Here is a 12,841-nt window from a genome sequence, read left to right as displayed (position 1 = left end):
GGACTGTACCGCTAGGTACAGTCCTGGTTAGGCTCCTGGCATGACGAGCACCGGCGCGTCCGGACGATCCGGCACGGCCGAGCCCCCGGCGTCGGCCGCGCGTCCCGGCGAGGACGAGGCCGTGCCCGAGCCGTCCTACGGCTTCCCGCGGCCGTTGTGGCGAGGGCTCGCGCGCGTCCCCGTGCCGCCGCCGTTCACCCCGCGGACCTGGCGCAGCCCGCTGCGGGGACGCTGGCTCACCTCGGTGCTCGGGCTGGTCCTGCTGATCGGGCTGCCGATCGTCGTCGTCACGGGGCTGCTGTCGTGGCTCGCCTACGGCCCGCAGTTCGGCCAGGCCATCCCGGCCGACGTCGGGTACCTGCGGCCGCCGCCGATCGAGTGGCCCACCTCGCCCTCGTGGCTCTACCGCCTCACCCAGGGACTGCACGTCGGGCTCGGCCTGGTGCTGGTGCCGGTGATCCTGGCCAAGCTCTGGTCGGTGGTGCCCAAGCTCTTCGCCTGGCCCCCGGTGCGCTCGGTCGCCCAACTGCTGGAGCGCGTCTCGCTGCTCGCGCTGGTGGGCGGGATCCTCTTCGAGCTGGTCACCGGCATCATGAACATCCAGTACGACTACTCGTTCGGCTTCGACTTCTACACCGCGCACTACTGGGGCGCGTGGGTGTTCATCGGCGGGTTCGTCTCCCACGTGCTGATCAAGCTGCCGACGATGATCCGCGCCCTGCGCGCGGGGGCGCCCGGGCGCTGGCTGCACGACACGGTCGAGGAGACGGTGCCCGAGCCGCCCGACGACGAGCCCGGCCACAGCCTGGTCGCGACCGCGCCGAGCCCGCCGACGATGAGCCGGCGCACGCTGCTCGGCACCATCGCCGGGGGCAGCGCGCTGGTCGGGCTGCTGACCATCGGGACGACGGTCGACGCGCTGCGCCCGCTCGCGGTGCTCTCACCGCGCGGGCGTTCCTACGGCCCCGGCCCGAACGACTTCCAGGTCAACCGCACCGCGTTCGGGGCCGGGATCTCCCCTGGCGTCGGCGACGGCTACGTCCTGGCCCTGCGCGGCGGTCCGGCCGGCGAGGTGCGCCTGGACCGGGCCGCGCTGGCCGCGCTGCCCCAGCACACGGCGGTCCTGCCGATCGCGTGCGTGGAGGGCTGGTCGGTGACGCGGGCGTGGAGCGGGGTGCGGCTGCGCGACCTGGCTGCTCTGGCCGGGGTGCCGGCGCCGGCGAACGCGTTCGTGCAGTCCCTCGAGCGCGCCGGTCCCTTCGCGCGGACCACCCTGCAGGCCAACCAGGTGCTCGACCCGGACTCGCTGCTGGCCCTGCGGGTGGGCGACGACGCCGGCGGCCCGATGGCCGGCCTGTCGCTCGACCACGGCTTCCCGGCGCGCGTGATCGTCCCGGCGCTGCCCGGGGTGCACAACACCAAGTGGGTCGGCGCCATCGACTTCCGGAGCGCGTGATGGCCTGGTTCAAGCGCGTCTACGGCGAGAACCCGCTGCACCTGCTCGCCCTGCTCGGCTGCTTCGCGCTCGCGGGCGCCGCGGTGCTCGCCCTCTACCCGAACCCGGGCGCGGTGACGATCGCGATCTGGTTCGCCGCCGCGGTGATCGGCCACGACCTCGTGCTCTACCCGCTGTACGCGCTCGCCGACCGCTCGCTGGTGCTCGCGCGATGGGTGCGCCGGCGGGTGTCGTCGCGGCCGGTGACGGTGGCGGCCACCAACCACCTGCGCCTGCCGGTGCTCGGGTCCGCGCTGCTCGGGCTGATCTGGTTCCCGACGATCTCCGGAGGCGGCGCCGACGTGCTGCTCTTCGCGGCCGGCCTGCCGACGACGATCGACTACGTCGCGCGCTGGCTGCTCGTCACCGCGGTCCTCTTCCTGGCCAGCGCCGTCCTGTACGCGGTGCGCCTGGGCCGGTCGGCCATGCGTCGTCCGTGAGCGCGAGCGCGATGCACCCACTCCGGTGATGGACCGTGCCCGGATGGGTCACTCCCCGGTGCCCACTTCCGCTAATGACAAACGTTCTGCAATCACTCGCCCGAGTGAATAACCCACTCGTGGATTCGTCGTTATCTAGTCGTGACCCCGAGGGGGGGATCACCACCAATTCTGGAGGATTTCGTGGGCACCCACTCCGCTCCCCGCACGCCGCGCGTCGGACGACGCACCCGCGCCGGCGTCATCGCCGGCCTGGCCGTCGTCGGCTCCGGACTCGGCGCCGGCAACGCGCTCGCGCACGACAACGAGCACGGCCACGAGAGCGACGAGTCCTCGAGCTCGAGCTCGAGCTCCGACTGCAACATCAACGGCGGCAACGCCGAGGCCAACGGCGGCATCGCGGGCAACGCCCTGCTCGGCAACGTCCTGGCGCAGGCCCCGGTCGGCAGCAACGTCGGCAACGTCGTGTGCAGCGACATCCTCAACGGCAACCTCAGCGGCAACGACGTCGCCGTGAACGTCGGCGGCAGCGACGAGGAGCCCATCAACCCCGAGCTCCCGGAGATCACGCCGGGCGGCACCGAGGGCGGCACCGAGGGCGGCACCGAGGGCACCGACGAGGGCGCCGGCGACGAGGGCGCCGACGACGAGGGCGACGGCAGCAGCGAGATCTCCTGATCCTTCGCGCGCGACGAAGGCCCTCACCGTCCCGTCGGGGCGCGGTGGGGGCCTTCGTGTGTCCGCCGTCCTCGGGGGCTCACGGCGCCGGGCCAGGACGGCGGGCCACCACGGCGAAGATCGCCATGACGAGGTCCGGGCGCTCGGTCCACGCGTCCATCGCCTGCGCCGCCGCGTCCCAGCGCGCGACGTCACGAGCGTCCGCGAGGCCTGCCGCCACCAGCGTGTCCCGCGCCGCCCAGGCCGGTCCCCGCATGCCGACCGGCAGCGCCGCGATCTCGAACCACCCCCGGAACGCCTCGACCTCGAGCCCCGCGCCGCGGGCCAGGACCGCCAGCCGCCGGCCCACGCGGACGTCGTTGCCGCGGTCGGCGTGCCAGCGGGTGTACCGCGCGTTCATGTCGTCGATCTCGGGTGGTGCGGGAATGAGGCCGGTTGCGAGCCCGTCGGCGTCGAGCAGGTAGACGTGCCCGCCCGGGTGCACCAGCGTCGCGAGGTGCTCGACGATGCGCTGCTCGGCACCCCCGTTGTGGGCGAGGACGTGGCGCGTCATCGCCACGTCGAAGCTGCCCTCGGGCAGCCCGGTCGCCTCGGCGCGGCCCCGCCGCACGCCCGCGCGGTGGACACCCGCGGCCGCGAGCACGGAGCGCGCCGCCGCGACGGCCTCGGGATCGGCGTCGACCCCGGCCACGGCGCCGTGCGGGCCGACGCACGCGGCGAGCACCGGCAGCATCGCCCCCGGGCCGCAGCCGACGTCGACCACGCGCGCGCCGGGGCCCAGCCCCGCGAGCGCCCACAGGTCGGCCTCGCGCTCGCGCGCCCGCTGCGCCATGAGCCGGTAGCGGGCGATCTCCTCGTCGGAGAGGCGCAGCGCGTAGCCGCCCTCCACCGTGGTCACCGCGCCGCCAGCGGCCGGTCGGGCGCCCGCTCGCCGGCCGGCAGCGCGCCGGCCCGGTCCTGGGCGACCAGGAGGCGCCGCAGGATCTTCCCGGACGGCGAGACGGGGATGGCGTCGACGAACGCGACCTCGGTGATCCGCTTGTGCGGCGCGACCCGGTCGGCGACGAAGGCGACGATCTCCGCGGTCGCCACCGGCCCGGCCGCGACCACCACCGCCTTGGGCCGCTCCCCCGCGCGCTCGTCGGGCACCGGGATCACCGCGGCGTCGGCCACCGCGGGGTGTGCGCGCAGGACGGCCTCGAGCTCGGCCGGCGCCACCTGCAGGCCCTTGACCTTGACGAGCTCCTTGAGCCGGTCGTCGACGAACAGGTTGCCCCCGGCGTCGAACCGGGCCAGGTCGCCGGTGTGCAGCCAGCCCTCGGCGTCGATCGTGGCGGCGGTGGCCTCGGGGTTGCCCAGGTAGCCGCGCATGAGGTTGGGGCCGCGGACCAGCAGCTCGCCGGTCTCGCCCGTGCCGAGGTCGGCGCCGGTCATGACGTCGACGATCCGCGCCTCGACGCCGGGCAGCAGCTCCCCGACCGCACCCGGCACCACCGGGACGGACGCGTCGAACAGCGCGATGGCGGCGACGGCCTCGGTCATGCCGTAGCCCTGGCCGACCGGACAGCCGACCCGCGCCGCGCACTCCTGCTGCAGCTCGGCAGCCAGCGGCGCGGCGCCGGACCCGAGCAGGCGCAGCGACGAGAGGTCGTGGCGGGCCACGGCGGGGTGCCGGGCCATCGCCAGGATGATCGGCGGCACGACGACCGACACCGTGACCCGGTGCTCCTCGATCGCGGCGAGGTAGGCGTCGACCTCGAAGCGCGGCAGCGTGACGATCGTGCCGCCGGCCCGCAGCGTGACGCCCGCGACCACGACGAGCCCGACCGCGTGGAAGAACGGCGCCACGGCCATGGCCCGGTCGTCGGGCCTCGGCGCCATGACGGCCCGCATCTGCTCGATGTTGGTGACCATCGCCCGGTGCGTGAGCATCACGCCCTTGGGGAGCCCGGTGGTGCCCGACGAGTAGGGCAGCAGCGCGAGGTCGGTCGCGGGGTCGACGAGCCCGCCCGGGAGCTCGCCGTCGGTCAGGACCTCGGCGAACGGGGTGGCGCCCTCGGCCTCGCCGAGCACCATCACGTCGATGTCCGCGCCCGCGGCCGCGGCGCGGACCACGGGCAGGAACGGCGGGATGGTCAGCAGGAACCGCGCGCCGTTGTCGCGCAGCTGCGGGGCGATCTCCTCGGCGGTGTAGAGCGGGTTGATCCCCGAGACGATGCCGCCGGCGGACATCGCCCCGAGGCACGCGACGAGCCACTCGGGGCTGTTCGGCGCGACGATCGCGAGGACGTCACCGGGCCGCATCCCGCGCCGGCGCAGCCCGACCGCGCAGCGCCGGACGTCGCGGCGCAGCTGCGCGTAGGTCACCGTGCGCCCGGTCGCCGCGTCGATCACCGCGGGCGCGTCGGGCCTCTCGTCGGCCGCGCGCAGCAGGTGGTCGGGCAGCGGGACGTCGGGGACCCGCACGGCGGGCCACCGGCTGGTGACGATCATGGAGTGCCTCCTCCGGCGGACGCGGTCCGCTCCAGGGGACCCGCGGGAGCACCCCGGGGGCGTCGGGGAGGCACCCCGAGAAAGCGGTCAGGCGGGCTTCTCGGACACGATCTGGACGAGGTTGCCGCAGGTGTCGTCGAGGACGGCGACCATCACCGGGCCGGCGTCGGTGGGCGGCTGGGTGAACACGACGCCGCGCGCGACCAGGCGCTCGTACTCGCCGGCCACGTCGTCGACGGCGAACTGGACCAGCGGGATGCCGTCCTCGGCGAGCGCGTCGCGGTAGGGCTTCACCGCCGGGTGCCCCGCCGGCTCGAGCAGCAGCTCCGGCCCGTCCGGGTCCTCCGGGGAGACGACGGTGAGCCAGGCGGCGTCGCCCAGGGGGATGTCGTGGCGCACGGTGAAGCCCAGGACGTCGGTGTAGAAGGCGAGGGCGGCGCGCTGGTCGTCGACGAAGATGCTGGTCAGGCGGATTCTCACGGGGTGTCCTCCTCGCTGGTGGGCCAGCGCCGTGTGATGGCGGCGAGCGGCTCGCCGCGGAAGTGGTGGATCTTGGTGCGGCCGCGGCGCTCGGTGACGACGAGACCGGCCTCCTCGAGCACGCCGAGGTGCTGGGAGATCGCCTGGCGGGTCGAGGACAGGCCGTGGCGGGTCACGAGCACGGTGCAGAGCTCGAAGAGCGTCTGGCCGTCACGCGCGACGAGCTCGTCGAGGAGGAGACGCCGGGTCTCGTCGTCGAGAGCGCGGAACACGTCGGCCACCCCGGAGACGATAGGCAAGTAGCCACTTGCCTTTCAAGGGCAAGCAGCGACTTGCCTGTCCGGGTTCCTGGATCGCCCGCCGCCGGGGCTCTACGGTCGGCGACGGGGAAGGCGCGGGGAGCTCGGGGGGCCGCATGGCCGTGATGCCGGCGACGCACGGCACGGCGATCCTCGAGCGCGACCGCGAGCTGGCCGCGCTCGCGGCCGTCGTGGACTCGGCGCGGGCGGGCCGCGGCGCGCTCGCGTGGGTCGAGGGCCCGCCCGGCATCGGCAAGACCCGCCTCCTCGACGCGGCGCGCGCGCGGGCGGGTGCCGGTGGGGACACCGTCCTCGCAGCCCGGGGCGGGCGCCTCGAGCGCGACTTCGCGTTCGGCGTCGTGCGCGGCCTGGTCGAGCCGCTGCTCACCGGGAAGGGGTACGAGGAGCTCCTCGCCGGCGCGGCCCGGCTGGCCGCGCCCGCGGTCACGGTCGGCGCCGTCGACGCCGGCGAGCACGACGCCGCCAGCACCCTGCACGGGATCTACTGGCTGGTCGCGAACCTCGCCGAGCGCGGCCCCCTGCTCCTGGTGGTCGACGACGCGCACGTCGCCGACGCGCCGTCCCTGCGCGCGCTCGCCTACGTGGCGCGCCGGCTGGCCGAGCTGCCCGTCGCGGTCGTCATCGCGGCGCAGAGCCCGGTCGACCACGTCGAGCCCGCCGTGGTCGACACGCTGCGCGACGCGGCGACGGTGCTGCTGCCGGCCCCGCTGAGCCCGGACGCGGTCGGCGCGCTCGTCGACGCCCGGCTGGGCCGGTCCCCCGCCGCGTTCGTCACCGCCTGCCACGAGGCCACCGGCGGGAACCCGCTGCTGGTCGCGGCCCTGCTCGACGCTGTGGCCGAGTCTGGGGCCGAGTCGGGGGCCGAGTCGGGGGCCGAGTCGGGGGCCGCGACGTCCGACGCGGTCGCCCGACTCGCCCCGGGCGTCGTCGCGGCCTTCGTGGACCGCCGGCTGCGCGAGACCGGGCCGGACGCCGTCGCCGTCGCGGACGCCGTGGCCGTGCTCGGGGGCTCCGCGGCGCTGCGCCACGTGGTCGCCGTGTCCGGGCTCGACGCCGACCGCGTCGCCCGCGCGGCGCAGACCCTCGTCGCCGCGCGCCTGCTCGCCCCCGGGCGCCCGCTCGCGTTCGGCCACTCGCTGGTCGAGCAGGCCGTCACCGACCGGATCGGGCCCGCCGAGCGGCACCGCGCCCACCGCCGCGCCGCCGAGGCCCTGGCCGCCGAGGAGGCGCCCGCGGAGCTCGTCGCCACGCACCTGCTGCACACCGAGGCCCTCGGCGACCCGAGCGTCGTCGCCGGGCTCCGCGAGGCCGGGCGGGTCGCCCTGGCCAAGGGCGCGCCCGAGACGGCGTGCCTCTACCTGCGGCGCGCGGTCGCGGAGCCTCCACCGGCCCCGGAGCGCGCGGCGGTGCTGCACGAGCTCGGCACGGCGACCGCGCGGGTGTCCTACCGCGAGGGCGTCGAGCTGCTCGAGGAGGCCTTCGCCGTCGCCGCGCACCCGATCCGGCGCGGGCTGGTCGCCCTGGAGCTCGCCCGCGCGCTGAGCGTGACGCTGGCGTTCGACCGCGCGCTGCAGGTCCTCGACGAGGCGGCCGCCGGGCTCGACGACGGCAGCGAGCTCGCGACCGAGCTGGCCGCCGCGACCGTGAGCCTGGCCCGGCGGGACCCGGCGCGCCGGGCGGCGGCCGCCGAGCTCACCCGCACGCTGCGCCGCGACGGCCGGCTGCCCCCGCAGGGCGGGCCGGCGCTGCTCGCGTTCGCCGCCCTCGACGGCCTGCAGACCGGGGACCTCGCCGCCGCCGACCTGGCCCGCGAGGCGCTGACGGCGACCCTGCGGGCGCACGCCCCCGACCCGGGCGTCGTGCTCCCGGCGACGATGGTGCTGGTCGCCATCGACCACCTCGACCCCGTGCGCGCCAGCGCCGAGGGGATGCTCGCGAGCGCGCGGCGGCGCGGATCCACCTACGACTTCGTGTCCGCGAACGTCCTGCGCGCGCAGACCCGCTACCTCGCGGGCGACCTCGCCGAGGCCGAGGCCGACGCCCGTCTCGCCGACGCCCTCGCCGCGGAGCACGAGGTGCACGCCGCGCGCCGCTACACGGTGGCGTGGCTCGTGCTGGTGCTCGTGGAGCGGGGCCGGGCGGACGAGGCGGAGGCGGTGCTCGAGGCCAGCGGGGTGCGGGGCGACCTCGCCTACCTGCTCGCCGCGCGGGGCCGTCTGCACCTCGCGCGCGGGCGGCCCGCGCAGGCCGTCGCCGACTTCCGGGCGTGCGGGGAGCGCCTCGTGCACCGCGGCATCCACCACCCCGGCCTGTTGCCCTGGCAGGTCGGCGTGGCCAGTGCGCTGCACGCCCTCGGCCGCGAGGACGAGGCCGTCGACGCCGCCGACCGGGCGGTGCGCGTCGGGCGACGGTTCGCCGCGCCGCGGGCGCTGGCGATGGCCCTGCGCACCCGCGGGCTCGTCGGCGGGACGCTCGAGCCGCTGCGCGAGGCGGTCACGCTGCTCGGGCCCACGCCGGCCCGGCTCGAGCTCGCGCGCACCCACGTGGAGCTGGGCGCCTCGCTGCGGCGTGCCAACCAGCGCGTCGCCGCCCGGAGCGAGCTCGCGCTGGGCCAGGACCTCGCGGCCCGCTGCGGGGCCGTGGGCCTGGTGGAGCGGGCGCGCCAGGAGCTGCACGCCGCGGGCGCGCGGCCGCGGCGGGTGGCGGTGACGGGGGTCGGCGCGTTGACCGCGGGCGAACGGCGCGTGGCCGAGCTCGCCGCCGACGGCCTGTCGAACCGCGAGGTCGCGCAGGCCCTGTTCGTCACCACCAAGACCGTGGAGACGCACCTCGGGCACGTGTACCGCAAACTGGGGGTGACGGGACGCGACGAGCTGGCCGAGCGGCTGGCCTGATCAGCGGGGGTCGGTGGGCGGGAAGTCGGCGTGACGGTGGGTGAGCCACCACCGGCCGCCGATCTTCCGGAACCCGTGCGTCACGCGCAGGACCATCGGCGCGGGCTCGCCGCCGTCGACCCGCGCCATACCGCGTTCGAACCCGACGGTGTAGGCGAGGTCGCCGTCGACCGCGACGACGCGGTAGTCGACGGGCTCCATGACGCCGTCGCTGAACCGCGAGGCCGCCCATCTGAAGGTGCGGGTCACGTCGGCGCGACCCTGCTCGACCGTGCCCCAGCCGCCGAAGAGCGTGACGTCGTCGCGCTCGGGCCACAGGTCGGAGTACGGCTGCGCGTCGCCGGTGTAGACGGCGCCGAGCGCGGCACCGACGCGGTCGAGGAACGCGAGGAAGTCGGCGGGCGCCTCGGTGGCCGCCGGGATGGTGGTCATGGCTCCGAGGCTCCGCCGTGCCCCTCGGCGTCGGCGTCGGGACACCACCCCGAGGTTGCGGGGCGCTGCGTCGGCGGAGGTCCGGCGGTTACTGGCTGGTATCTCTCGCCTGGCGAGGGATACCAGCCAGTAACGCCGCCACGGTGAGCTCGCCTCACGCCGCGGCGCTCGCGGCCAGGGCCCGGCGCAGGACGTCGGCGAGGTAGCCGGGATTCTCGTGGAGGTCGTACCAGGTCACCCTGATCACCCGCCAACCGCCGATGACGACCTCGTTCTGCCTCAGGCCGTCGCGTCGGAAGCGATCGACGTCGCGGTGGAACGCCCACCCGTCGATCTCGATGGCGATCCGGTGCTCCGGGAAGGCGATGTCGAGGACGGCGCGCCCGGGACCCGGGAGGTCGACGGGGAGGTTCGCGGTCCAGCCGGAGATCCGCGCGCGCCTCAACTGCCGGTGGGCGTCCCGCTCCGCCTCGGACCGCGCGCCACCCTCGGCAAGGGCGACCAGCCGGCGGGCGAGGACCACCCCGTGCCGCTGACCCATGCGCTCCAGTGCCCGGCGCAGCGACGGGACCGCGACGCGCTCCTGCTGCAGCGCGCGGTCCAGGAGACGCGCTCCCTCGAGGAGCCCGAGTCCTGCGGCGGCCTCCAGCGCGGCGTCGGCGCGGTGCGCGACCCACACCTCGTCGAGCTTCACCCGGGCGGCGTCGCCCACGTCCCGCCGGACCGCACGGATGCCCTCGGGCGGTGAGTGCCCGCCGCCGCGTCCGACGGCGACCGCGACGGTCTCCGGCGCGAGATCGGTGAGGTGCCACCAGGCCGCGCCGGCGAGCCCGATCAACGTCGCCCCATCGCCCGCCCACAGCGCGGCGGCGCGGAGTCGCGCGCGGGGCGTCAGGTCGTGGGTGGCCGAGAGGTAGACGCGCGGATGGATCTCGAGCCACTCGCCGGCCTCGACGCGGCGCCAGATCGCCGCCGGGGACATGCCCAGAGCCAGGGCCTGGTCGTGGCGGACGAGGCCGTCCTGGGTGCGCAGGAGGTCGAGGAGTTCCACACCTCGTTCGACGCAGCCGCCGGGCGAACGGCTCCATCGAACCCGGCCTGCCGCGTCGGCCCGGCCGTTACTGGCTGGTATCTCTCGCCTGGCGAGAGATACCAGCCAGTAACCGCTTCGGGGGTGCCGCGGCGAGCGGCGGTCAGGCCTGGGCGAGCACCGGGGCCGGCTCGGCGTCGGGGAGCTCGGCCTCCTTCTCCCGGATGATCGGGAGCACCTTGTCGCCGAACTGCTCGATCTCCTCCTTCACGTGCAGGAAGCACAGGAGGTTGAGGTCGACGCCGAGCTTCTTGTACTCGATCACGCGGTCGGCGACCTGCTCGGCGGTGCCGATGAGCTGGGTCTTGAAGCCGTCGTTGTACTGCACGAGGTCCTCGAACGAGGACTCCGCCCACATGCCCTTGCCGTCCGAGGCGGACGCGCCGGCCTGCTGCACGGCCTGGCGGAAGCCCTCGACCTGGTCCTTGTTGGCCTTGTCGACGATCTCGCGGAGGGTGTCGCGGGCCTCCTTCTCGGAGTCGCGGACGATCATGAAGCCGTTGAGGCCGAAGTTCACCGACCGGTCGTTCTCCGCCGCGGACGCGTTGACGTCGCGGAGCTGCTCGACGACGCCGTCGAAGTCCTTGCCGTTGGAGAAGTACCAGTCCGACACGCGGCCGGCCATCCGCCGGGCCGCCGTGGAGTTGCCGCCCTGGAAGATCTCCGGGTGCGGGCGCTCCGGGGTGTTGAGCGGCTTGGGCTTCAGCGAGTAGTCGTGGAAGCGGTAGAAGTCGCCGCGGAACGTGAAGTCGTCCTGCTCCCAGATGCCCTTGAGGCAGGCGATGAACTCCTCGGTGCGCCGGTAGCGCTCGTCGTGCTCGAGCCACGGCTCGCCGAAGGCGGTGAACTCGCCCTTGAACCAGCCGGACACGACGTTGGTGGCGAAGCGGCCGCCCGTCAGGTGGTCGGCGGTGGCGCCGAAGTTGGCGAAGACGCCCGGGTGCCACATGCCCGGGTGCACCGCGGCCATGACCTTGAGCCGCTCGGTGGCCATCATGATCGCGAGCGAGAGCGAGGTCGACTCGTGCTGGTACTCGGCCGAGTAGCTCGCCATGTACCGGACCTGGGACAGGGCGTACTCGAACCCGCTGTTCTCCGCGGCGATCGCGGTCTCGCGGTTGTAGTCCCAGTTCCAGTCGGTGCGCTGCTCGATCTCGCTGGTGACGAGGCCACCGGACACGTTGGGGACCCAATAGGCGAACTTGAGTGGCTTGGTGGGGATGCCGACGGACACGGCGGGATGCCTCCTCGTCGAGGGGGTGGGGCCGCGCGGAACCGCGCGGGGGAACGGGCAGACGGGACGAACGGGGCTCAGCGACAGAGAGACGTCGCGAGCTTCCCGTGGTCGACGTGACGACGGCGCGTCAGCGGTGCCCAACCCATCGCGCCCGACGCTTCCGGTACCGCGCGACCCTGTCAACCGGTGACCGGCCCGCGTCACACCGTGGTCAGGGGCGCCGCCACACGTCACGCTCGTGGAGCAGCTCGATCTGCTTCTCGGTGACCTCACGCCGGTAGTCGGCGTGGTCGTAGGGCGGGCGGTCGAGGTAGAGGTTCTTCGGGTAGATCGGCTCGCGGTAGATGGCGTGGTACTGCTCGGTGGTCAGGTCCTTGAGCCAGTTGCCGAACTGCGCCCGCGCCCGGAAGTCCCGCAGCGCCTGGATGTCGATCGTGCCCGCCATGTACGTCGAGTGGCCCGCGTACCCGACCTCGCCGACCACCTGGCCGCGGTAGTCGCAGATCATGCTCGGCGAGCCGAACGTGTCGATGGGGACGTCGGAGTCGGTGTGCAGGTAGTAGGTGCCGACCTGGTTGGCCACCACGTACATGTTGTTGTCCAGCGCGCGGGCCTTGTTCTGGATCTCGTAGAAGCCGTTGCCGGCGTGCGGGTGCGGGTACGGGCCGCGGTAGGCGACCTCGCAGCCGTTCATCGCCAGCCCGCGCGCGTTCTCCGGGTACGACGCCTCGTTCGCCATCATGATCCCGAGCCGGCCGATCTCGGTGTCGGCGACGGGGTAGAACGCGTCGAGACCGTCGCCGTAGAGCTCGACCCACCGGTCCCACACGTTGTGCGGGGTCACCGAGTGCTCGACGGGCAGCAGCGGGACGACCTTGTAGTGGGTCAGCACGATCTCCTGCTGCGGGGAGATCGCGAACCCGACGTTGAAGAACCGCCCGGGGAACTCGGGGTGCCGCGCCTTCGCGGTCGCCATCACGTACGCGTCCCACGTCGCGGCCATCCGCCCGAGCGCGTCGGTCTCCGGCCCCGGGATGTCGATCGCGCACTCGCGGGCGAACCACTCGTGGTCGTGGTCGAGGACCTCGTCGTTGAAGCCCTGCAGCGCGCCCTCGGGGATGGTGATCAGCCGTACCGGCAGCGCCATCGCCGAGAGCCACGAGGCGGCCTTCGCCAGGTGCTCGAGGTGCTCGATGTTGACCTTGATCTCGTCGCGGTACCGGATGCCGCGCATCGTCGGGATGAGGCCGACCACCTGGTAGGGCTCGATCACACGGGTCAG

General features: G+C 74.6%; 12 protein-coding genes. 4 read left to right on the top strand and 8 right to left on the bottom strand.

Annotated elements, in window-relative coordinates:
- Window positions 1-40: 40 nt before the first annotated feature.
- The 3 genes from ACFPK1_RS06430 (at window position 41) to ACFPK1_RS06420 (ending at window position 2,613) form a co-directional block, all read left to right on the top strand.
- Window positions 41-1,456 carry a molybdopterin-dependent oxidoreductase gene (locus ACFPK1_RS06430; protein ID WP_378020062.1) on the top strand — a complete coding sequence of 472 codons (1,416 nt, stop codon included), beginning with the start codon at window positions 41-43 and terminating at the stop codon, window positions 1,454-1,456.
- The gene (locus tag ACFPK1_RS06425) at window positions 1,456-1,935 is read left to right on the top strand and encodes a hypothetical protein (RefSeq protein WP_378020061.1); all 480 of its coding nucleotides are present in this window, start codon (window positions 1,456-1,458) and stop codon (window positions 1,933-1,935) included. The genes ACFPK1_RS06430 and ACFPK1_RS06425 overlap by 1 nt, the downstream gene beginning before the upstream one ends.
- A gap of 183 nt (window positions 1,936-2,118) precedes the next feature.
- Complete coding sequence (locus tag ACFPK1_RS06420) at window positions 2,119-2,613, top strand: hypothetical protein (RefSeq protein ID WP_378020060.1); 495 nt, start codon at window positions 2,119-2,121, stop codon at window positions 2,611-2,613.
- Between the two features lie 79 nt (window positions 2,614-2,692).
- On the opposite strand, the gene ACFPK1_RS06415 is transcribed toward ACFPK1_RS06420, so the two are convergent.
- From ACFPK1_RS06415 to ACFPK1_RS06400, 4 genes are all read right to left on the bottom strand, one after another.
- On the bottom strand, window positions 2,693-3,511 hold the full coding sequence (locus tag ACFPK1_RS06415; RefSeq protein ID WP_378020059.1) for a methyltransferase domain-containing protein: 819 nt from the start codon (window positions 3,509-3,511) through the stop codon (window positions 2,693-2,695).
- A complete protein-coding gene (locus tag ACFPK1_RS06410; protein WP_378020058.1) occupies window positions 3,508-5,106 on the bottom strand; it encodes an AMP-binding protein in 1,599 nt (532 codons plus the stop codon). The genes ACFPK1_RS06415 and ACFPK1_RS06410 overlap by 4 nt, the downstream gene beginning before the upstream one ends.
- Window positions 5,107-5,193: 87 nt before the next feature.
- Complete coding sequence (locus ACFPK1_RS06405) at window positions 5,194-5,586, bottom strand: VOC family protein (protein ID WP_378020057.1); 393 nt, start codon at window positions 5,584-5,586, stop codon at window positions 5,194-5,196.
- On the bottom strand, window positions 5,583-5,867 hold the full coding sequence (locus ACFPK1_RS06400) for an ArsR/SmtB family transcription factor (RefSeq protein ID WP_378020056.1): 285 nt from the start codon (window positions 5,865-5,867) through the stop codon (window positions 5,583-5,585). Before ACFPK1_RS06400 ends, ACFPK1_RS06405 begins: the two co-directional genes overlap by 4 nt.
- Before the next feature lie 134 nt (window positions 5,868-6,001).
- On the opposite strand from ACFPK1_RS06400, the gene ACFPK1_RS06395 reads away from it, so the two are divergent.
- The gene (locus tag ACFPK1_RS06395; protein WP_378020055.1) at window positions 6,002-8,800 is read left to right on the top strand and encodes an ATP-binding protein; all 2,799 of its coding nucleotides are present in this window, start codon (window positions 6,002-6,004) and stop codon (window positions 8,798-8,800) included.
- On the opposite strand, the gene ACFPK1_RS06390 is transcribed toward ACFPK1_RS06395, so the two are convergent.
- From ACFPK1_RS06390 to ACFPK1_RS06375, 4 genes are all read right to left on the bottom strand, one after another.
- Entirely contained in the window at window positions 8,801-9,232 is a 432-nt protein-coding gene (locus ACFPK1_RS06390) for a YybH family protein (RefSeq protein WP_378020054.1), read from the bottom strand.
- A gap of 154 nt (window positions 9,233-9,386) precedes the next feature.
- Window positions 9,387-10,283, bottom strand: a complete 897-nt coding sequence (locus ACFPK1_RS06385) for a type IV toxin-antitoxin system AbiEi family antitoxin domain-containing protein (RefSeq protein ID WP_378020053.1) — start codon at window positions 10,281-10,283, stop codon at window positions 9,387-9,389.
- 142 nt (window positions 10,284-10,425) lie between these two features.
- Window positions 10,426-11,556: a dimethylsulfone monooxygenase SfnG gene (sfnG, locus tag ACFPK1_RS06380; RefSeq protein ID WP_378020052.1), complete on the bottom strand. Its 1,131-nt coding sequence runs from the start codon at window positions 11,554-11,556 to the stop codon at window positions 10,426-10,428.
- Between the two features lie 214 nt (window positions 11,557-11,770).
- A complete protein-coding gene (locus ACFPK1_RS06375) occupies window positions 11,771-12,832 on the bottom strand; it encodes a nitrilase-related carbon-nitrogen hydrolase (RefSeq protein WP_378020051.1) in 1,062 nt (353 codons plus the stop codon).
- Window positions 12,833-12,841: the final 9 nt, after the last annotated feature.

Origin of the sequence: Actinomycetospora rhizophila (assembly GCF_042657905.1) — a bacterium.
Taxonomy (GTDB): Bacteria; Actinomycetota; Actinomycetes; order Mycobacteriales; family Pseudonocardiaceae; genus Actinomycetospora; species Actinomycetospora rhizophila.
This window is presented reverse-complemented; position numbering and strand designations above follow the sequence as displayed.

Excerpts from the sequence above, each read along its gene's own strand:
- ACFPK1_RS06430 (WP_378020062.1), top strand. The coding sequence starts at position 41 with ATGACGAGCACCGGCGCGTCCGGACGATCCGGCACGGCCGAGCCCCCG.
- ACFPK1_RS06425 (WP_378020061.1), top strand. The coding sequence starts at position 1,456 with ATGGCCTGGTTCAAGCGCGTCTACGGCGAGAACCCGCTGCACCTGCTC.
- ACFPK1_RS06410 (WP_378020058.1), bottom strand. The coding sequence starts at position 5,106 with ATGATCGTCACCAGCCGGTGGCCCGCCGTGCGGGTCCCCGACGTCCCG.
- ACFPK1_RS06395 (WP_378020055.1), top strand. The coding sequence starts at position 6,002 with ATGGCCGTGATGCCGGCGACGCACGGCACGGCGATCCTCGAGCGCGAC.
- ACFPK1_RS06390 (WP_378020054.1), bottom strand. The coding sequence starts at position 9,232 with ATGACCACCATCCCGGCGGCCACCGAGGCGCCCGCCGACTTCCTCGCG.